The sequence below is a fragment of the Micromonospora pallida genome (genome assembly GCF_900090325.1).
GTDB lineage: Bacteria > Actinomycetota > Actinomycetes > Mycobacteriales > Micromonosporaceae > Micromonospora > Micromonospora pallida.
Genome location: NZ_FMHW01000002.1, coordinates 4,450,609 through 4,469,999 on the forward strand (window position 1 = coordinate 4,450,609; position 19,391 = coordinate 4,469,999).

General features: G+C 72.5%; 20 protein-coding genes and 3 tRNA genes. 8 read left to right on the plus strand and 15 right to left on the minus strand.

The genetic code is table 11. The annotated features are described in order from the left end of the window. Window positions 1-43: 43 nt before the first annotated feature. Entirely contained in the window at window positions 44-730 is a 687-nt protein-coding gene (locus tag GA0074692_RS18270) for an IclR family transcriptional regulator (RefSeq protein WP_091458257.1), read from the plus strand. Window positions 731-992: 262 nt separating this feature from the next. Here GA0074692_RS18270 and GA0074692_RS18275 read toward each other — a convergent pair. The 4 genes from GA0074692_RS18275 to GA0074692_RS18290 all read right to left on the minus strand — a co-directional run bounded on the left by GA0074692_RS18275 (window position 993) and on the right by GA0074692_RS18290 (window position 2,457). Then, window positions 993-1,068 (minus strand) — tRNA-Glu (locus tag GA0074692_RS18275). A gap of 149 nt (window positions 1,069-1,217) precedes the next feature. Further along, window positions 1,218-1,290: transfer RNA gene (locus GA0074692_RS18280), tRNA-Glu, on the minus strand. Between the two features lie 140 nt (window positions 1,291-1,430). Beyond that, window positions 1,431-1,502 (minus strand) — tRNA-Gln (locus GA0074692_RS18285). Between the two features lie 151 nt (window positions 1,503-1,653). Further along, window positions 1,654-2,457: a fumarylacetoacetate hydrolase family protein gene (locus GA0074692_RS18290; RefSeq protein ID WP_091646259.1), complete on the minus strand. Its 804-nt coding sequence runs from the start codon at window positions 2,455-2,457 to the stop codon at window positions 1,654-1,656. Between the two features lie 586 nt (window positions 2,458-3,043). On the opposite strand from GA0074692_RS18290, the gene GA0074692_RS18295 reads away from it, so the two are divergent. Then, window positions 3,044-4,135: a hypothetical protein gene (locus tag GA0074692_RS18295; protein ID WP_425413342.1), complete on the plus strand. Its 1,092-nt coding sequence runs from the start codon at window positions 3,044-3,046 to the stop codon at window positions 4,133-4,135. A 35-nt stretch (window positions 4,136-4,170) separates the two neighbouring features. Beyond that, a complete protein-coding gene (locus tag GA0074692_RS18300; protein WP_091646264.1) occupies window positions 4,171-5,031 on the plus strand; it encodes a 3-methyladenine DNA glycosylase in 861 nt (286 codons plus the stop codon). 18 nt (window positions 5,032-5,049) lie between these two features. Here the strand turns inward: GA0074692_RS18300 and GA0074692_RS18305 are convergent, their stop codons facing one another. The 7 genes from GA0074692_RS18305 to GA0074692_RS18335 form a co-directional block, all read right to left on the minus strand. Then, window positions 5,050-5,577 carry a GNAT family N-acetyltransferase gene (locus tag GA0074692_RS18305; RefSeq protein ID WP_245730357.1) on the minus strand — a complete coding sequence of 176 codons (528 nt, stop codon included), beginning with the start codon at window positions 5,575-5,577 and terminating at the stop codon, window positions 5,050-5,052. Between the two features lie 289 nt (window positions 5,578-5,866). Next, on the minus strand, window positions 5,867-6,292 hold the full coding sequence (gene arfB / locus GA0074692_RS18310; protein ID WP_091646269.1) for an alternative ribosome rescue aminoacyl-tRNA hydrolase ArfB: 426 nt from the start codon (window positions 6,290-6,292) through the stop codon (window positions 5,867-5,869). Window positions 6,293-6,450: 158 nt separating this feature from the next. Next, window positions 6,451-7,317, minus strand: a complete 867-nt coding sequence (locus tag GA0074692_RS18315; RefSeq protein ID WP_091646272.1) for a S1C family serine protease — start codon at window positions 7,315-7,317, stop codon at window positions 6,451-6,453. Window positions 7,318-7,563: 246 nt separating this feature from the next. Then, window positions 7,564-8,523 carry a VWA domain-containing protein gene (locus GA0074692_RS18320; protein ID WP_091646275.1) on the minus strand — a complete coding sequence of 320 codons (960 nt, stop codon included), beginning with the start codon at window positions 8,521-8,523 and terminating at the stop codon, window positions 7,564-7,566. Continuing rightward, a complete protein-coding gene (locus GA0074692_RS18325) occupies window positions 8,520-9,593 on the minus strand; it encodes a DUF58 domain-containing protein (protein ID WP_091646276.1) in 1,074 nt (357 codons plus the stop codon). The genes GA0074692_RS18320 and GA0074692_RS18325 overlap by 4 nt, the downstream gene beginning before the upstream one ends. After that, complete coding sequence (locus GA0074692_RS18330; RefSeq protein ID WP_091653693.1) at window positions 9,590-10,639, minus strand: AAA family ATPase; 1,050 nt, start codon at window positions 10,637-10,639, stop codon at window positions 9,590-9,592. The genes GA0074692_RS18325 and GA0074692_RS18330 overlap by 4 nt, the downstream gene beginning before the upstream one ends. A gap of 230 nt (window positions 10,640-10,869) precedes the next feature. Then, window positions 10,870-11,367, minus strand: a complete 498-nt coding sequence (locus tag GA0074692_RS18335; RefSeq protein WP_091646279.1) for a hypothetical protein — start codon at window positions 11,365-11,367, stop codon at window positions 10,870-10,872. 380 nt (window positions 11,368-11,747) lie between these two features. Between GA0074692_RS18335 and GA0074692_RS18340 the strand changes: the two genes are divergently transcribed. Then, window positions 11,748-12,683 carry an endonuclease/exonuclease/phosphatase family protein gene (locus GA0074692_RS18340; protein WP_091653695.1) on the plus strand — a complete coding sequence of 312 codons (936 nt, stop codon included), beginning with the start codon at window positions 11,748-11,750 and terminating at the stop codon, window positions 12,681-12,683. A 176-nt stretch (window positions 12,684-12,859) separates the two neighbouring features. Here the strand turns inward: GA0074692_RS18340 and cimA are convergent, their stop codons facing one another. After that, window positions 12,860-14,440: a citramalate synthase gene (gene cimA / locus GA0074692_RS18345; RefSeq protein ID WP_091646281.1), complete on the minus strand. Its 1,581-nt coding sequence runs from the start codon at window positions 14,438-14,440 to the stop codon at window positions 12,860-12,862. Between the two features lie 343 nt (window positions 14,441-14,783). Here cimA and GA0074692_RS18350 point away from each other — a divergent pair, with 343 nt between their 5' ends. The 4 genes from GA0074692_RS18350 to GA0074692_RS18365 all read left to right on the plus strand — a co-directional run bounded on the left by GA0074692_RS18350 (window position 14,784) and on the right by GA0074692_RS18365 (window position 17,332). Then, the gene (locus GA0074692_RS18350) at window positions 14,784-15,338 is read left to right on the plus strand and encodes a peroxiredoxin (RefSeq protein WP_091646283.1); all 555 of its coding nucleotides are present in this window, start codon (window positions 14,784-14,786) and stop codon (window positions 15,336-15,338) included. Between the two features lie 3 nt (window positions 15,339-15,341). After that, window positions 15,342-15,872, plus strand: coding sequence for an alkylhydroperoxidase, AhpD family (gene ahpD / locus GA0074692_RS18355; RefSeq protein ID WP_091646285.1), 531 nt, complete (start codon window positions 15,342-15,344; stop codon window positions 15,870-15,872). Window positions 15,873-16,038: 166 nt separating this feature from the next. Then, the gene (locus GA0074692_RS18360) at window positions 16,039-16,494 is read left to right on the plus strand and encodes a ribosome maturation factor RimM (protein ID WP_091646287.1); all 456 of its coding nucleotides are present in this window, start codon (window positions 16,039-16,041) and stop codon (window positions 16,492-16,494) included. A 139-nt stretch (window positions 16,495-16,633) separates the two neighbouring features. Then, window positions 16,634-17,332 (plus strand): tyrosine-protein phosphatase, encoded by a 699-nt coding sequence (locus GA0074692_RS18365; RefSeq protein WP_091646289.1) that lies wholly within the window; start codon window positions 16,634-16,636, stop codon window positions 17,330-17,332. A gap of 99 nt (window positions 17,333-17,431) precedes the next feature. Here GA0074692_RS18365 and GA0074692_RS18370 read toward each other — a convergent pair whose 3' ends face one another. From GA0074692_RS18370 to GA0074692_RS18380, 3 genes are read right to left on the minus strand one after another with little or no spacing between them, the layout of a single operon-like run. Next, window positions 17,432-18,271, minus strand: coding sequence for a DUF7405 family protein (locus tag GA0074692_RS18370; protein WP_245730358.1), 840 nt, complete (start codon window positions 18,269-18,271; stop codon window positions 17,432-17,434). Then, a complete protein-coding gene (locus tag GA0074692_RS36065) occupies window positions 18,241-18,933 on the minus strand; it encodes a hypothetical protein (RefSeq protein WP_245730359.1) in 693 nt (230 codons plus the stop codon). Before GA0074692_RS36065 ends, GA0074692_RS18370 begins: the two co-directional genes overlap by 31 nt. Further along, window positions 18,933-19,376, minus strand: a complete 444-nt coding sequence (locus GA0074692_RS18380) for a hypothetical protein (RefSeq protein WP_091646291.1) — start codon at window positions 19,374-19,376, stop codon at window positions 18,933-18,935. The genes GA0074692_RS36065 and GA0074692_RS18380 overlap by 1 nt, the downstream gene beginning before the upstream one ends. Window positions 19,377-19,391 lie beyond the last annotated feature (15 nt).

The window sequence follows — 19,391 nt, forward strand, 5'->3', positions numbered from 1 at the left end:
ATCCTAAATTCTGGGAGGTAAGTTTCGGCTTGTGGGACACAGTATGAGCGGTGTCGGCGTTCTCGACAAGGCGGTGGTCATCCTGGCCGCCTGCGTCGACGGCGCCAGCCTGGCCGAACTCGTTGATCGCACCAAGCTGCCGAGGGCCACGGCCCATCGGCTGGCGCAGGCGCTGGAAATCCACCGGATGCTCGTCCGGGACACACAGGGGCGGTGGCGACCGGGCCCGCGTCTCGGTGAGCTGGCCAACGCCGCGCCGGACGTCCTGCTGACCGCGGCCGAGCCACTGCTGGCCGCCCTGCGGGACGCCACGGGCGAAAGCGCCCAGCTCTACCTACGCCGAGCCGACGAACGGGTCTGCGTGGCCGCCGCCGAGCGCGCCAGCGGCCTGCGGGACACCGTCCCGGTCGGCTCGGTCCTGCCGATGACGGCGGGCTCGGCGGCCCAGATCCTGCTCGCCTGGGAGCCACCGGAGGCGGTCATGCCACTCCTGCCCCGGTCGAAGTTCACCGGCCGCACCCTGGCCGAGGTACGCCGCCGCGGCTGGGCGCAGAGCGTCGCGGAACGGGAGGCCGGTGTGGCGAGCGTCTCCGCCCCGATCCGGGACCGCACCGGGCGGGTGATCGCCGCGATCAGCATCTCCGGACCGATCGAACGCCTCGGTCGCCGCCCCGGCGAACGCCACGCCATGGCCGTGGTCCGAGCCGGCCAACGCCTCTCCGGCCTCTGACCCACCCCACCCTGGCCGTCCAGCGGCGCCGCCGCCCTCTGTGGGCAGGCTGGGGTGGTAGCAGGGGTCCCCTGTTACCGCTTTTTGATGAGCAGGGGACCCCTGCAACCACCCCAGCAGGCAGGTGCAACCACCCCAGCCGGCACACGGGCAGGCAAAGCCTGCGGGCGGGTAGGCGCGGGGCGGATCAGCGGCCGGTGCGAGAAGGCCGGGGATATACAGCGCGGCCCGGGCCACCTGGGGTGGACCGGGCCGTGTTGGTTGGTAGCCCCGACCGGATTCGAACCGGCGCTACCGCCTTGAGAGGGCGGCGTCCTGGGCCGCTAGACGACGGGGCCAAGACTTTTCCTGCTTCACCACCCTGGTGGGCGGTGCCGCCGTAGTCTAACCATGTCCCCCGGGTCGGGTGTCGACCGGGTGGGACCGGGTAGTCTCGACAGAAGCGAAACAGCCCGCCCCACTGAAACGGGACGGACCGGTGACGCTGTAGCCCCGACCGGATTCGAACCGGCGCTACCGCCTTGAGAGGGCGGCGTCCTGGGCCGCTAGACGACGGGGCCAGAACTTTTTGTCGCATCTTCACCCTTGCGGGTGACGATGCTGCACTCTATCAGAGATCCACTTCACCGTCTCCATGTGGAGGCGGGAGGTGAACTCCACTAGAATCCAGCGTCCGAGGATCTGCCGAACCTCGGTTGCGCTGGGGTACCAGGACTCGAACCTAGACTAACTGAACCAGAATCAGTCGGGCTGCCAATTACCCCATACCCCATTGGTGCTTCTCAGCACCGATCGCTTTGGTGCCTCTCGGCACCGGATCGGCACCTTGCGGCACCGGGGAGAAACTTTACTCCACCGGTGCCGGCAGGCCAAATCGGGTTACCGAAACCACCCCTGAGCTGCGGTTACACCCCTCACACCGGTCACCCGATCGGGACCACCGGGTTCGAGAGTTCGCCGATCCCCTCGATACGTACGGTGACCGTATCCCCGTCCAGGAGCGGACTAACCCCGGCCGGGGTGCCGGTCAGCACGACGTCGCCGGGCAGCAGCGTCATCACGTGCGAGATGTACGACACCAGCGACGGCACGTCGAACACCATGTCCTTGGTCCGGCCGAGCTGACGGACCTCCATCTCCTCCGGGTCGCGGCCCACCTCGCACCGGACCTCGAGGTCGCTGACGTCCAGTCCCGTCGTGATCCACGGCCCGAGCGGGCAGAACGAGTCGAAGCCCTTGGCCCGCGTCCACTGGCCGTCGCTGCGTTGCAGGTCACGCGCGGTCACGTCGTTTGCGCAGGTGTAGCCGAAGATGGCCCGCTCGGCGGCGGCCCGGTCGGCGCGACGGGCACCGGGCGGTCCGATCACCACGGCGAGTTCCGCCTCGTGCTCGACCTGCCGGGAGAAGACCGGCAGCCGGATCGCGTCCCGAGGCCCGATGACGCTGGTGGACGGTTTGAGGAAGAGCAGCGGCTCCTTGGGCACCTCGCTGCCGTGCTCGGCGGCGTGCTCGGCGTAGTTTCGGCCGACGCAGACCACCTTGCTCGGCAGGATGGGCGAGAGCAACCGGACGTCCGAGAGGGCCCACCGGGCACCACTGAACTCGATCTTCCCGAACGGATGCCCCTCGATCTCGGCGATGGTGAGACCCTGCGATCCCGCCCCTGCCTCCCCCTCGACGGCTCCGAACGACATTCCCTTGGCATGAGCGAAACGAGCGATACGCACGTTGCCAATCTAACCCGTTGCGCAGGCCACGGGCGGTCGCCACAGGTGTCGCAGGGTAGCGGTGCCGTTGGGCGGCCGGGTCGGGTTCGGCACTTCCCACCCTCCCGGGACGACCGCGCCCCTAGCGTCGGCCCGGGAGGTGGTTCGTATGCCCGCGTCAACACGACCCCACCGGACCCTCGCGGTGCTCGTCCACGGCCTCGGTGTCCTCGCCGCGCTGACGGCGTTGCCGACGCCCGACGCGCCGTCTGCGGCGACGACACCGGCGACGGTCGCACCCGGGTCACCGCCGGCGCGCACGGCCACGGCGGAGCCAGCTCCATCGCCGACAGTCGGACCGTCGGCCACGGCGGAACCCACCCCGCCGCCGACGGCCGGGCCGGCGGCCCCGGCGACCGCTGGGCGCGCGGCGGCCGCGGTGCCCGCGCGAGCCACCCCGGGGACCCCGGCCACCGGACCATCGGCCTCAGCGGGCACCTCGGCCGCACCGGGTACGCAGGCTCCATCGGGAACCCAGGCCCCAGCGGGTACGCCGGGCGCGGTGCCACCGGGCGCGATGCCACCGGGCGCGGCGCCGAAGGTCCGGGTGAACGTCGCTCCGGCCAGCACCCCGGCCCCGGCGTACCGGATCGAGGTACGCAACGACGGCAACGCGCCGGTCGTCACCACGGTGCGGCAGGAACTGCCGCCGGGCACGTCGGCGACCACGGTCACCGGCGGAGGCCGGGCGACCCCGCCGGTCGGGCGGACCGGACCGGCCGAGATCACCTGGCGGCTCACCCTGCCGGCCCGGAGCACCACGACGGTGCACACCGCGCTGACCGCCGTCCCGGACCGGCTGCTGACCGCGCCGGCCTGTGCCTTCGCCAGCAACGGCGAGCAGCCGTACGACTGCGCGACGGCAACCTGGCGGCAGGTCGCAGACCCCGTGGCCAAGGACGAGTCGACGCCGCTCTGGCAGCGGCCCGGCAGCGCGCTGGTCGCGGGCGCGGTGCTGCTGCCGGCGCTGGCCGGCACGGGCTGGTGGATGCTGCGTCGACGGCGCGGACGGGCCGGCCAGACAGCCGGTGGGCGCACCGTCCCGGACGCCACCGGAGGACCCGCCGCGCAGGGCACGCTGTACCCGCGTCCGGCGGTGCCGCCGCCGGCGTACCGCCGACGCCGGCCGCCGGTCTGGCTGGTGGTGGGGGTGGCCGTGGCGGCCCTCGTCGGTACGGTCGGCGCGGCGGCCTGGACCGCGACCACCCGGGTCGCCGCGATCGACACCGACGCCAAGCCCACCAGCGGCGCCTGGACCGGGCAGGGACATGCCGGGCCGCTCGGAACGCCGCTGCGGGAGGCCGCGTTCGAGTTCACGGTCTACCGGATGGCCTGCGCCGGGTCGACGGACCATCGGCGCTGCCAGGCCACGGTCGGGGTGCGCAATCTCACCTCGCGGCAGCAGGTCTGGCACGGGGAACTCCAGCGGGCGTACCTGCCGGACGGCAAGTGGGTCAACGCCGACGAGCCGGCCACCCGGGCGGCCAACCAGGGGCGGGACGTCTTCGCCGAGCCGGTGGCGGCGGACCAGCGGATGCTGGTGCCGTTGGTCTTCACGGTCCAGGGGGCACAGCCGCCGAGCCAGGTGGAACTGCGCAGCGGGGTGTTCTCGGCCGGGGTCCGGGTGGACGTGCCCTGACGGCGGGGCGGGGCGGCGGTCGTACCCTGGGGTCCGTGACCGCCGCCCTCGCCACCGTGCTCGACGCGCCGACCTGGCGGGCCCGCCGGCAGGCGCACGAGGAACGGGTCGACGCCTGGCTGGCCCCGCACCTGGCCCGGCGGCGCGGTGGCGTACGGCACCCGGTGGAGGACTTCCTCTTCACCTACTACTCTCACCGGCCGGCACAGTTGCGCCGCTGGCATCCCGGAGCCAGGGTGGAGCTGCGGGACGCCGACCCGGCCGAGTTCGGCCCGGACTACCGCGCCACCGCCTCCGGGGTCACTCTCGACACCGATGCCGTACGGGCCCGTCGCGCCGCCTCGGCGGACTGGATCCGGGACCTGCTGGCCGCGACGGCGGGACGGCCGGCGCACCTCGGCTGCTTCGGCATGCACGAGTGGGCGATGGTCTACCGGCAGACCCAGGACGAGGTACGCCACAACCACTGGCCGCTGCGGCTCGGGCCGGAGCGGACCGCCGCCGTCGTCGAGGAGCGCGGCGTACGGTGCAGCCACTTCGACGCGTACCGGTTCTTCACCGCGCCGGCCCGGCCGCTGAACGTGCTCACCCCGACCCGGGAGAGCCAGCACGACCTGGAACAGCCGGGCTGCCTACACGCCAACATGGACCTCTACAAGTGGGCGTACAAGCTCTCGCCCCTGGTCCCCGCGGAGCTGGTGGCGGACTGCTTCGCGCTGGCGCGGGAGATCCGGACGCTGGACATGCGGGCCTCGCCGTACGATCTCGCCGCACTCGGGTACCCACCGGTCCGGGTCGAGACGCCGGAGGGACGTGCCGAGTACGTCACCGCCCAGCGCGGCTTCGCCGAGCGGGCCGCCGCGCTCCGCGCCCGCCTGCTCGCCGCCCTGGCGTGACCCGGTACGCCGGTTCCGTCATCCCTCCGGGTGGCCCCGGTGTGCCGCCCACTCGGGGGCCAGGATGGACATGACCGTCGCGTCCACCCAGCGGTCGTCGTCCCGCAACGCGTCCCGCAGCACGCCCTCGGCGACGAACCCGACCTTCTCGTAGACCCGCCGGGCCCGGGGGTTGAAGTGGTACACCTCCAGCGAGATCCGGTGCAGGCCGAGCCGTTCGAAGCCGTGGCCGACGATGAGGCGTACCGCCTCGGTGCCGAGGCCACGGTCGCGTCCGCCGGGACCGATCAGGGTCCGGAAGTTGCAGCTACGGTTGTGCGCGTCCCATTGGTTGAGCACCACCTCACCGACACAGGCGCCGGTCGCGCGGTCGACCACCGCCAGGTCGAGCCGGTCGGTCTGCGCGTTGCGGGTGTCGTACCAGTGAACCAGTTTCTCCTCGCTGTGCTGCCGGCCGGCGATGCCGGTCAGCCGGATCACCTCCGGATCGGCATGGGCGACCCGCAGTTCGAGCAGGTCGCCGTCGAGGAAGGGTCGCAGCAGCACCCGCTTCCCGGTCAGGGTGGGTTTGTCCGCGAAGTCAGGGACGCGCTCCGGCGCGACGGTCGCAGGCTCGGAAGCGGCAGTCGGTGACGGCACGGCGGTCGCGGGCCGGGGAGCGGCAGTCGGTGGCGACGCGACGGTCACACGCTCGGGAGCGGCAGGCACAGGCTCGGCAGCGGCAGGCGTGGTCGGGGACGCGGCGATCGGTGGCTCGGTGTGCATTCGGCCGATCCTCGTCGGCGCGGTCCGGACCGCCAACCGGGTTTCCCGGGCCGGGCGGCGCGGACGCGGGTCAGTCGCCGTCCGCCCGACGGTTGCGTTTGACCTGCGAGCGACGCTTCTTCTCGTCCAACCGGCGTTGCTTCGCTGCCCGGGACGGTCGGGTCGGCCGACGCGGTGGCGGCGGTGGGGCGACCGCCTCGCGCAGCAGCGCGGCCATCCGTTCGCGGGCCGCCTCCCGGTTGGCGAGCTGCGCCCGGTGCTCGCTGGCAGCCACGGTGAGGACCCCGTCGACCAACCGGTTGGCGAGCCGCTGGAGGGCCCGCTCGCGCAGGTACGGCGGGAGGCTCGGCGAGGCGGCGAGGTCGAAGCTCAGCTCGACCCGGGAGTCGGTGGTGTTGACGCCCTGGCCGCCCGGCCCGGACGACCGGGAGAACCGTTCCCGCAACTCCGCCTCGGGCACCACCAGTCGGTCGCTCACCCGCAGTCCGTCGTCCATAGTCCCGAGGCTAGTCGGCGACACGACGGGAACGCCCGCCTGTTTCGGCCGGTCCCGCGCGTCCGGCTGTCGAGCCGGCCGGTGGTGATCCACGCGGTATGCGGCATGTCGGGGTGTCTCGCCCGGCGGACACCCCGACATGCCGCAACTCGCGTCAGTCAGCCGCCCCGGCCGATGATCGTGTCGGCGGTGTGCTGGACCTGGTCGATCGGGATGGCGAAGCCGATGCCGATCGAGCCGTTGCCGTCGATGGTGGCGATCGCGGTGTTCACCCCGACCACCTCGCCCCGGGCGTTGACCAGCGGGCCCCCCGAGTTACCGGGGTTGATCGAGGCATCGGTCTGCACCGCCGTGTGCCGGTTGTCGCCGAGCCGTACCTGGCGGTCCAGGGCGCTGACGATGCCGGCGGTCACGGTGCCGGAGAGGCCGAGCGGGGAGCCGACGGCCAGCACCGGCTCGCCGACCCGGGTGGTGCCCGCTTTCGCCAGCGGCAGCGGGGCCAGCCCGGCCGAGGACGGCACCCGCAGCACCGCCAGGTCACTGCGCGGCTCCCGACCGACCACCTGGGCCGGAAGGCGGCGGCCGTCGGGCAGTTCCACGGTCACCGTCCCGCTGCCGCCCTGGGCCAGGATGTGGTCGTTGGTGATGATGTGCTGTTGGTCGTCGACCGCGAAACCGGAGCCGGTCGCGCCCCGGCCCGAACCGTTGCCGACCAGCACCGACACCACCCCGGGCACGGTCCGCTCGGCGGCGGCGACCAACTCCGCCGGAACCGGCGCCGCCGAGGCCGCCGGCGGGTCGGTCATCTCGTCCAGGTTGGCCACCCAGCCACCGGCCACCGCTCCGGAGGCGGTGGACAGGGCCACCACCGCCGCCGCGAGGACGAGCAGCCGCCCGGTGCCACCCGGGATGGACCGGTCCGTCCCGGGCACGGGTACGTCGCCGCGGGGACGCCCGTCCGGGTCCAGTTCGGGTGAGACGAACCAGGGTCCGCGCGGCTCGCCGAGTCCGGTCTGCACCGCCATACGTCCTCCTCACGTGAAGTCCGCTCCTGCCGTCCGCCCAGCGCCGGCCACTCAAGTCCGCTGGTCGTTCCAGGGCCGCTGGCCGTTCCAAAGCTGCTGGCCGTTCCAAGGCTGCTGGCCGCCTCAAGGCCAGACCGCTCGGGACCGCCGACCGTCTCAAGGCCACCGGCCGCTTTCAGCGCCACCGACCGCTCGGGACCGCCGGCCGTTTCAGGGCCACCGGCCGTCTCAGAGCCACCGGCCGTTTCAGGGAAGCCGGGAGAACCACCGCATCGAGCCTGCTGCCGCGCCCAGGGCGAACATCAGGCCGAGCCCGATGAACCGGGCCGACACGTCCTGCCGCACCGTCCGGTATCCGACCGAGGTGCCGATGTCCTCGTAGACGGCACGTAGTTCGTCGCTCGTGGTCGCCTCGTGGAAGCCACCACCGGTCTCCTTCGCGACCGCCCGCAGGGTCTGCCCGTCGACCGGCACCTGGATCGGCCGGCCGCCCCGGTCCACGAACCCGCGCGGGGTACCGAACGAGATCGTGTGCACCGGCACCTTGGCCGACACCGCGTCCCCGGCCGCCTCGATCGGGTCCTTGCCGGAGGTGTTCGCCCCGTCCGAGAGCAGGATGATCCGGGCCGGAGGCGGATCCTTCGCCGCCTGGCTGTCGAGCGCCCGGACCGCGCCGAGGGAGGTGTTGATCGCCTCGCCGATCGCGGTGCCCTGGACCCCGGTGGCGCCCTCGACGAGCCGTTCGATCCCCTCGTGCAGGGCCTCCCGGTCGGTGCCCGGCGGCACCAGTACGGCGGCGCTGCCGGCGAAGGCGACCAGTCCGACGTTGAACTCATCGGGCAGGCCGTCGACGAAACGTCGGGCCGACTGCTTGGCGGCGGTCAACCGGTCCGGGTCGACGTCGGTGGCGAGCATCGACGTGGACACGTCCACCGCCACCATCACGGTGGCCCGTTCCCGGGGCACCCGCACCTCGGCGGTCGGCCGGGCGAACCCGACCACCAGCAGGGCCAGCATGGACAGGAAGAGCCCGGCCGGCAGGTGCCGCCGCCAGGTCGGTCGCTGCGGCGCGACCCGGTCGAGCAGCCGCAGGTTGGTGAAGCGTACGGCGTAGCGGCTGTGCCGACGCTGCGCCAGCACGTACGCCACGACCAGCGCGAGCACACCGAGCAGCAGCCAGAGCCGGGCCGGAGACTGCCAGATCACGCGCCACCTCCCCCGGTCCGGACGCCTCGACCGGCCGGGGCGAGGGCCAGCCGGCGCTGGGCGTGCACGTGCCGGACGATGTCCGCGCCCCAGTCCCGGTCGGTCCGCAACGGCAGGTGCGCCGCCCCGCACCGGCGCAGCGCCCGGCGTACCTGCTCCCGCTGGATGGCCGCCGCCTGGGCGAACCGTTCCCGCAGCGTCGGATCGCCGGTCCACACCTCACGGCGCCGGCCGGTCTCCGGGTCGACCAGGGTGATCAGCCCGACGTCCGGGAGTTCCAGCTCGCGCGGATCGGTCACCTCCACGGCGAGCACCTGGTGCCGGACGGCGAGGCGGCGCAGTTCCGGCTCCCACCCGGCCTCGGCCCCGGGGTCGTCGGGAAGGGCGTCGAGGAAGTCGGAGACCACCACGACCAGTCCCCGGCGCGGGGTGAGCCGGTGCGTCGTGGCCAGCGCCCCGGCCAGCGACAGCCCGACACCGGGCCCGGCGGCAACGGCGACCGGGGTCACGGCGGGCCGGCCGTCCAGTGTCGACCCGGCAGCCCGGTCGCCACCGGGGGCGGTGAGCAGGGCGCGGAGCAGGTTCAGCAGGTGGTCGCGTCCGCTCCGGGCCGGGAACCGGCGTACCCCGTCGCGGGTGAGCACCTGGGCGCCGAGCCGGTTGCCGGCCCCGGCGGTGAGGAAGCCGATCGCCGCGACGGCCGCGACCGCCAGTTCCCGCTTGTCCAGGTCGGCGGTACCGAAGTCCATGCTCGGGCTGGCGTCCACCAGCAGCCAGGTGGTGAGTTCCCGGTCCGCGTCGACCTCCCGTACGTGCGGGACGGCGGTACGGGCGGTCACCGCCCAGTCCATCCGCCGTACCTCGTCCTCGCCGGGCCGGTACTCCCGGCTGCCGGCGGTCTCACTGCCCGGTCCGGGCAGCAGCCCCCGGTGCTGGCCGTGCAGCAGGCCGTCCAGCCGACGGGTCACGGTCAGCTCCAGCCGGCGTAGTCGCTGGTCCGAGGTCAGCTCGGCCAGCCCCGGATCCCGCCGCGCAGGGGCCCCGACGCCCGGCCGGCGGACGCTGGTCATGCCGCCGCCAGGTCAGGGGTCACCGGTTGCCGGCCGGGGGCGATCCGGGGCGCGGGCACGGCCTCGACGAGCCGGCGCACCAGCGCCTCGGCGGAGACTCCCTCGGCGACCGCGTCGAAGGAGAGCACCAGACGGTGGGCGAGCACGTCCACCGCCAGGTCGTGGACGTCCTCCGGCAGGACGTACTCGCGCCCGCACAGCAGGGCCCGGGCGCGGGCGGCGGCGACCAGGCCGAGGGTGGCCCGGGGACTCGCGCCGTAGGCCAGCATGGGGGCGAGTCCGGGCAGCCCGAAGCGCCCGGGGTCGCGGGTGGCGAGGATGAGCCGTACGACGTACTCGGCGAGGGCGTGGTGCACGAAGACGTCCCGGGCGCGGGCCTGGAGGGCGCGCAGCCGCAGCGGGTCGAGCACCCGGCGGGGGCGCGGCCGGTCGGTGCTCATCCGGTAGAGGATGGCCAGTTCGTCGGCGTCGCTGGGGTAGTCGACGACCACCTTCATCAGGAAGCGGTCCCGCTGCGCCTCGGGCAGTGGGTAGACGCCCTCGGACTCGATCGGGTTCTGGGTGGCGAGCACCAGGAACGGTTCGGGTACGGGGGAGCTGCGTCCGCCGATCGAGACCTGCCGTTCGGCCATCGCCTCCAGCAGCGCCGACTGCACCTTGGCCGGCGCGCGGTTGATCTCGTCGGCGAGAACCAGGTTGGCCATGATCGGGCCGAGTTCGACGTCGAAGGTCTCCTGCGAGGCCCGGTAGATCCGGGTGCCGACGATGTCCGACGGAACCAGGTCGGGTGTGAACTGGATCCGGGAGAAGGTGCCGCCGACCACGGTGGCGAGGGTCTGCGCGGCCAGGGTCTTGGCCACCCCGGGTACGCCTTCGAGCAGGCAGTGTCCGTCCGCGACGAGGGCGGTGAGCAGGCGTTCGACCAGTCGGTCCTGCCCGACGATCACACGTCTGACCTCGTAGATGGTCTGTTCCAACTCGACGCCGGGCGCGGCGGGATCGTCCGGGGTGGGCACGCTGGCCAGGGTGTCCGAGATGTCCGTCACGGTGCTTGCTTCCCGGGCGGCCACCTCGACAAACGTCGGAATTCACGGGCCTAACCTGGCCTTTCACCCCGCAACGGGATGACTTCCCGGTCGAACCGCCCCGCCCCGGGGCAACCGGCGACGCCGGTCCCCGTGGCGCGCGGGGACCGGCGCCGGCCCACGGGGCCGTCCGACCAGCGCCGGTCGGGTGGGCCGGTCGCCCGGCCCACCCGACGCCGAACCCGGTCGGATCAGCCCGCCACGTGCAGGTGGAAGGGCCGGTCAGCGGCGGTGCCGTTGGAACTGCGGGTCTGGACGAAGACCCCGTTCGGGGTGCTCAGCCGGGGCGCGACGGCGATCTCGCCACCACTGGGGACGCAGCAGTCGGTGGGGTCGCCGATGGTGGCCACGTACGCGCCACGGGAGACGACGCGGTTGAAGATCACCTCGTACTGCCCGGTGCCGTACCGGGTCACCGAGACGACATCCTGCCCTCGGGCCAGGACCCCGTTGGACTGCACGACGGCGAAGGAGACGGTGGTGGCGAGCGTCCCGACGTCCCCCTTCAGCCCCTCCCGCGCCTTCCGGGCCGACTCGGGCGTCAGCGGCGGCTGCTGGTTGCGCTGGGCCACCGGCTGGGTGCTGTTGTTCTCGGTCGGCTGGGCAACGGCGATCCCGCCGCCCGCCAGGGTCAGCCCCAACACGGCGAACGCCACCGCGACCGCCTTACGTGAGAACACTTTGGCCATGACAGGTCTCCCTTGTTTTCGAGCGATGCGAGCAGAACCGCCCCACCATTTGCGGCGCGGATTGTTACCACCTCAACAGGCCCACGAAAATAGCGTCGAACAATCCCACCCAAGCAGGGTTTCTCGGATTCACACTAACTCTGAGCTGGCAAAACTACAGAGAGTGTCGAGCTGCAGCCACAACGGAAAGTAGCATCAGAAAATGCACCGAGTCAATGGCCGGCCACACCTTCAGGAACCGTCGTCCGACACTCTGAAGAATCCAAGAAACGTTCACCGAACGACGCGGTGACCCGGGACGGGACCGGCACGGCTAGCGTGTCCGGGTGACCGTACGCGCTGAGGAACGACCGACCACCGGGGCGCGACGCCACGGCACCGTGCTCTGCTGGCTCGCCGTCCTACCGGGACTGGCCTTCGCCGCCGTCCGCCTGCCCGGCCTGGAACGAGGGGCGCTGGTGCAGGCGGTGGCCTTCACGCCGTACGTGGCGGTCGGGGCGGTGCTGCCCCTGGTGCTGGCGCTCGCCCTGCGGCGCCGCGCCCCGGCGGTGGTCGCGGCGCTGACCGCACTGGCCCTGGCCGGAGTGGTCGTCCCGCGGGCGCTGCCCACCGGCCAGCCGGCCGCCGACGGGCCGACGATCCGGGTGCTCACCGCCAACCTGCTGGGCGGTGCGGGCGACGCCAGAACGCTGGTCGACCTGGTCCGGGCCAACCGGGTGGACGTGCTGGCATTGCAGGAGTTCACCCCCGACGCCCAGGCCGAACTCGGCCGGCGCGGCCTGGCCAGGCTGCTGCCATACCAGCAGCTCAACGCCGAGAAGTACACCACCGGATCCGGGCTCTACGCGCGCTTCCCGCTGACCGAGGTCGGCCTCCGGCGCAACGCCGGTTTCGGCTTCAGCCAGGCGTACGGCACCCTCGCGGTACCCGGCGCGCCCCCGGTGCGGATCGAGTCGGTGCATCCGGCGGCCCCGTACGCGCCGTCGGTGGTGCCGGACTGGCGGACCGACCTGGCGGCCCAGCCCCCGGCGACCCCGGACGGGCTGTTGTCCGTCCTCGCCGGGGACTTCAACGCCACCTTGGACCACGCGCCGCTGCGCGACCTGCTGGCCACCGGGTACGTCGACGCGGCGGACGCGGTCGGGGCCGGGTGGACCGGCACCTGGGGCCCGTACGACGGTGACCCGATCCCGCCGGTCGCCATCGACCACGTGCTGGTCGACCGGCGGATCGCGGTCCGCGCGGTGACCGTACGCGGGCTGCCCGGCAGCGACCACCGCACCGTCCTGGCCGAGTTGCGCCTACCAAGCCGGTAGCAGGGCCGAGGCGGCAGCAGGGCCGACCGAGTTGGCTGGTAGCACGGCCGAGTTGGGTGGTAGCAGGGGTCCCCTGCAGGCACATAGTCACTGCAGGGGACCCCTGCTACCAACCCAACCCAACCCCAACCCCAACCCAGCCCCACCCACCCGTGTGGGGCCGGACCGGCGGGGATTCAGACGTGGGCGCGGTCGAGGCCGTAGGTGAGGGCGTCGACCAGGGCGTGCCAGCTCGCCTCGACGACGTTGTGGTGCACCCCGACGGTGGTCCAGTCCCGCCCCGCCCCGGCGGTCTCCACCAGCACCCGGGTGACCGCGCCGGTGCCCTGGCTGCCCTCCAGGATCCGGACCTTGTAGTCGGCCAGCCCGAAGCCACGCAACTCCGGGTAGTGCCGGGTCAGGCCGACCCGCAGCGCCTCGTCCAGGGCGTTGACCGGGCCGTTCCCCTCGGCGGTGGCGATCACCCGCTCGCCGCGTACCCGGATCTTCACGGTGGCCTCGGAGACCACCGCGCCGTCCTCCCGGTGTTCGACGATCACCCGGTACGACTCCAGGGTGAACGGCTTCGCCGGGGCTCGCTCTGGCAGCTCGGAGCGGACCAGCAGCTCGAACGAGGCGTCCGCGGCCTCGAAGGACCAGCCGCCGGCCTCCAGTTCCTTGACCCGGTTGGTGACCCGGGACAGGGTCTCCGGACGGCCGGCCAGGTCCAGACCCAGCTCACGACTCTTGAGCTCGATGCTGGCCCGGCCGGCCATCTCGGTGACCAGGATCCGCATGTCGTTCCCCACCACGGCGGGGTCCACATGGTTGTAGAGCAGCGGATCCACCTTGATCGCGCTCGCGTGCAGCCCCGCCTTGTGGGCGAAGGCCGCGGCCCCGGCGTAGGCCTGGTGGGTGTCGGGGGCGATGTTGGCGATCTCGGCGATGGCGTGCGAGACGCGCACCATCTGCTCGAGGCACCCTTCCGGTAGGACGGGGATCCCGAGCTTGAGCTGGAGGTTGGCGACCACCGCGAAGAGGTCGGCGTTGCCGGGGCGTTCGCCGTAGCCGTTGGCGGTGCCCTGGAAGTGACGGACCCCGGCCTCGACGGCGGCGATGGTGTTGGCGACCGCGCAGGCGGTGTCGTTCTGGCAGTGGATGCCGAGCCGCTCCGGGCCGACGCCGGTGCGGGCGGTCAGGTCGGTGATCACGGCGGTGACCTGGGAGGGCAGCATGCCGCCGTTGGTGTCGCAGAGCACCATCACCTCGGCCCCGGCGTCGAGCGCGGTCTCCACCACCGCCGCCCCGTACGCCGGGTCGGTGCGGTACCCGTCGAAGAAATGTTCCCCGTCGACGAAGACCCGGCGCCCCTCGGCCACCAGGTGAGCCACCGTGTCGCGGATCATGGCCAGGTTCTCGGCCGGCGTGGTCCGCAGCGCCCGCTCGACGTGCCGCAGGTCCGCCTTGGCGACCAGGGCGATCGCCGGTGTCTCCGCGTCGAGCAGGGCGCGCACCTGCGGGTCGTCGGCGACCGCGACCCCGGCCTTACGGGTGGCGCCGAACGCGACCAGCAGCGCGTGGCGCAGGTTCAGTTCGGTACGGGCCCGGCGGAAGAACTCGGTGTCCTTGGGCACCGCGCCCGGCCAGCCGCCCTCGATGAAGCCGACGCCGAACTCGTCGAGCAGTCGGGCCACGGCGAGCTTGTCGACCACGGAGAAGCTGATTCCCTCGCGCTGAGCACCGTCGCGCAACGTCGTGTCGTAGACCTGGTACGTCATGGGGAAGACCTTTCTGGAACCAACAAAAAGACCCCCGCGGGATGCGGGAGGTCTGCGCGCTCGGCGGAGGGGTTGCCGGCGCGCTAGGTGCCAATAATCAGGGCAGTGCTGGTCACGATCCGTAGTCTGCCACCCGCGACCGGATCTGGGAGAAAGAATCCACATGGCGGGACGCGCGGTGGCGGAGGGTCGCCAAGTCGAGATGCCGGTCAAAGTGGGGCCAGAACGCCCATCTGGTGATCGACTTCACAAGTAACCTGGCCGCCACCTGCGCGTTACAGGCCTGCGGCAGTATCTGGAACCAGTCCAGTTACGGCCTCGTGCCGCGCGTCAAGGAGGACCTGTGCTCACCGTCGGTGACAGCTTCCCGGAGTACGAACTCACCGCCTGCGTCTCCCTGGAGGCGGACAAGGCGTTCGAGACGATCAACCACAAGTCACACCAGGGCCAGTGGCGGGTCGTCTTCTTCTGGCCGAAGGACTTCACCTTCATCTGTCCCACCGAGATCGCCGAGTTCGGCCGACTGAACGGCGACTTCGCCGACCGCGACGCCCAGGTCCTCGGCGTCTCCGTCGACAACGAGTTCGTCCACTACGCCTGGCGCAAGGACCACCCGGACCTGCGCGAGCTGCCCTTCCCGATGCTCAGCGACATCAAGCGTGAGCTGACCGAGGCCTGCGGCGTGCTCGGCGAGGACGGCGTGGCCCAGCGCGCCACCTTCATCGTCGACCCGAACAACGAGATCCAGTTCGCCATGGTCACCGCCGGTTCGGTCGGCCGGAACGTCTCCGAGGTGCTGCGGGTGCTCGACGCCCTGCAGACCGACGAGCTGTGCCCGTGCAACTGGAACAAGGGCGGCGGCACCCTGGACGCCACCAAGCTGCTCGCCGGGGTCTGACCGATGGGTCTCGACACCGTCAAGGCGGCCCTGCCGGAGTACGCCAAGGACATCAAGCTCAACCTCGGCTCGACCATCGGCACCTCCACGCTGAATCCGGACCAGGCCTGGGGCACCGCGCTGGCCTGCGCGGTCGCCGCCCGCAATCCGGTGGTCCTGCGCGAGATCGCGGCCGAGGCAGCCGACCACCTCAAGCCGGAGGCGATCGAGGCAGCCAAGGGCGCCGCCACGATCATGGCGATGAACAACATCTACTACCGGTCCAAGCACCTCATCGGCGACGAGTCGTACGGCTCGATGCCGGCCCGGCTGCGGATGCAGATCATCGCCCGGCCCGGGGTGGACAAGGGCGACTTCGAGCTCTGGTGCCTGGCGGTCTCGGCGATCACCGGATGCGGGGTGTGCCTGGAGTCGCACGAGAAGACCCTGCGCGGGGCCGGCTTCACCCGGGAGCAGGTGCACGAGGGGCTGCGTATCGCCGCCGTGGTGCACGCCGCCGCGGTGGCGCTCGACGCCGAGGCCGCGCTGGCCTGACGCCGCACCGGGTCCACCTGACACCGGACCACGACCGGGGTCGTCCGCCGACGGACGGCCCCGGTCGCGTCATGTCGAGGGGTGTGCGACCGCGACCACGGGGTACGAAGAGTCCGGACGGGACAGCATTCCCGATACGACGCAGTCGAGGCAGGAGGGCGGTCCGATGGACAGGCTCGATCCGGGTGCGGCGCACGCCTCGCCGAAACCGGTGACCGACGACGGGCAGGGTGGCTTCGCGGGCGGCGCGCCCGCCGGGGCCTTCGACCCGTGGCGCTACCGGGACGAGGCCGGGGTCGCCGACGCCGACCTGGTCGGCTACAAGGTCGAAGCGACCGACGGGACGATCGGGAAGATCGACGCGGCGAGCCACGAGGTCAACGCGAGCTACCTGGTGGTGGACACCGGCCCGTGGATCTTCGGCCGGAAGGTGATGCTCCCGGCCGGTACGGTCAACCTCGTCGACCACGACGCCCGCAAGGTGGTCGTCGACCGGAGCCGCGACCAGGTCAAGGCCGCCCCGGAGTACGACGAGACCGACACCGACCCGAGCTACCGGGACCGGCTGGGCGGCTACTACGACGACACGTACGCGCCGGTGCCACCGGGCACCGCCCGGTGACGCCCCCCGGCCACCGGGAACGGTGGCCGGGACGGTAGGCGACGACGACGTGACGGCCGGTGGGGATTCCGCCCCGCCGGCCGTTACCGTGTCGGTTGTGGACGCCCCTCAGGTGAACCGACGAATCCCCTTCTCCGCGATGTTCAACTTCCGCGACGTCGGCGGCTACCCAGGCCACGACGGACGCACCGTACGGTGGGGCCGGCTCTACCGCTCCGACTCGCTGCACCGCGTCGACGAGACCGACCGGGCGGCGTTCGCCGCGCTCGGCGTCCGGACGGTGATCGACCTGCGTCGACCGTCCGAGGTGGCCCGGGACGGCCGGGTGCCGGCGTACGACGGCCTCGCCTACCGCAACATCCACCCGGAGCACCGGTCCTGGGCCGAGCAGATGTACGACCCGGAGACCAGCTTGGCCCACTTCCTGGTCGAGCGGTACGTCGAGCTGGCCACCACCGGCGCGGCCGGACTGGGCGAGGCGGTCGGGCTGATCGCCGACGCCGACAACGCCCCGGCGGTGGTGCACTGCGTCGCCGGCAAGGACCGCACCGGTATCGTCTGCGCGCTGACCCTGTCGGTGCTCGGGGTGAGCGACGCGGACATCGCCGCCGACTACGCGCTGAGCAGCGAGTCGTCGGCCCGGTTCAGCGCCTGGCTGGCCGCGAGCAGGCCGGAGGCGGAGGACCCGCCCGCGCCGTTCCTCTCCTCACCGGCCGAGGCGATCGGGCTGTTCCTCGACGCGCTACGCGACCGGCACGGTTCGATCGAGGGCTATCTCCGGCACGCCGGGATGACCGACGCGCAGTTCGCGGCGCTCCGCGCCCACCTGCTCGCCTGACCACCGCCGGAGGCTGGGCGCAGGCCCCGCCTGCGCGACCGGCGGCGCCGCCCCGCGCCCGGGTCGTCGGCGCTCCTGCGTAGGCGGCCCTGCGCCCGCTCAGGCCAGCTCGACCAGCGGGAAGGCCCGGTGCCGGCGGGGTGGGACGAGGAAGTTCTGTCGCCGGGTGCAGGTGAGGAACCGCTCCAGGCCGTTGTCCTGCTCGGCGACGCGGTGTTTGCGAGCCAGGTCCACCGACGCCTGGCTGCGCCGCATGGTGGCGAAGAAGTCGGCGGTCGGGACGAAGACGCTGAAGTGCAGCTTCGGCTGGCTGCTGCCGTCCGGCACGTCCATGGCGTCGAAGCCGGGGCCGTCGATCCGCAGGTGCATCGGCGTGCCGTCGGCCGCCCGCGAGGTGCGTTGCAGGGTCGACAGGTGGCCCATCCGGCGTTCGCCGGCCGGCAGCCCGACGCCCCGGGCGGTGCGCTCGGCGTAGGCGGGGCCCCGGTTCTCCGCCGGCAGGAAGGACGGCCCACCCCCGTCGGTGAGCTGGTCGGCGTTGCCGGGGTGCACGGCTGGGGCGTGGAACATGTACTGCACCCGTTTGAGGAAGCTGCCGTTCTCGCTGGGCGGTGTGGTCGCGGTCGCCATGTCGTAGTACTGGAGCATGTCGAGGATGACGTGCGAAAGGTGCTGGACACTGCCGTTGTCCAGGTAGTCGCCCGGCTTGGCGGTGGTCAGCCGGGCCGCGTCGGTGCCGGCGAAGGTGCAGATCGCCGGCGGGCCGGAGGCGTTGGTCTGCTGGTCGGAGAAGCCCATCCACATCGGTGAGTCGCGCTGGATGAACCGGGCGTACGGAAGCTGGTTCTGCTCCGCGACCGAGCGGGGCAGGCCGATCTGGGTGAACATGTGCCGGGTGGAGGTGATCGTCAGCAGCCCGGCGAAGGCCGGCGACGGCACCGGCTCCCCGCCAGCTTCCCGCTGCCGCCGAACCAGGCCAGCACGTCCTGGATGGTGGTGGCCCGGTCGCTGCGGAAGGTGAACAGCAGGTCGTTCGTCTCGATCCGGACCGGCACGGTGAACCGGCGCTTGGTGACACCGGGGTGGTCGGGGTGCACGTCGGTGGGGCCGGGCACCGCCTCCTCCAGCACCGACCGGGTGGGGTCGGCGAGCAGTCGGGGCAGGTGCGCGCCGACCAGCTCACCGGGCAGCCGGCGGAAGTACGGCAGCCCGTACGAGACGAACGTCATCAGGCCGGCCGCGCCGAACTCGTACCGGGACTCCAGTTCGTCGAGGACCCGGGTCAGTTCGCGCTGGTCCGCCGGGCCGGGCGGCCGACTCAGCGCGGCGGTGAGGTAGACGGTGTGCACCGGCGGCATGGTGAACGGGCCGCCGGTCGGCGACGACTGCTCCGGCGCGCTGTACCGGGCCACGTCGAACTGGATGTCGGGCAGGGTCGGCCCCTGTGGGGCGGCCGGGCGGGTCGGGGTACGGGCCACCGAGGAGCAGGCGGCGAGCGCGGTGGCCGCCGCCGCCAGCGCCCCGCCGCCGAGCAGGGCCCGTCGCCCCAACGCCACCCGTTCGGGCGTCGGGATCGGACGGTCCGGGTGGGGGCCGGGCATCAGATGCTCCGGGTCAGCGCGGTCCGCAGCGCCGCGCCCAACGCGGCCGGGTCGGGCGCGGTCAGCCGGACGGCCTGCTCGGGCAGCCCGACGAAACCCTCCCGCGCGCCGCCGTTGCGGGTGGGGGTCAGCACGACCGCGTCGCCGTCGGCCTCGACGGTGACGCTCCGGGTGCCCTTCACGTACGTCGAATAGCCGCGCAGCCCGACCGCGGCCAGCATCGGTGCGAACGGGGACGGTCCCCCGCCCACGTGCGGGTTGGGTACGCCGGTACGCGTGGCGGCGAGCATCCGGTGCACCGCCGCACCGAGTTCCCCGTCGTCGACGCTCTCGTCGAGAACCTCGTGGGTGCCGTTGGCGACCCAGAAGCCGTCGACGACGAGTGAGGAGGACCAGGCCAGGTAGCGGCCTCGGCGCAGGTCGAGCGTGGCGGATCTGGTCAAGGGGTGTTCCTCGGC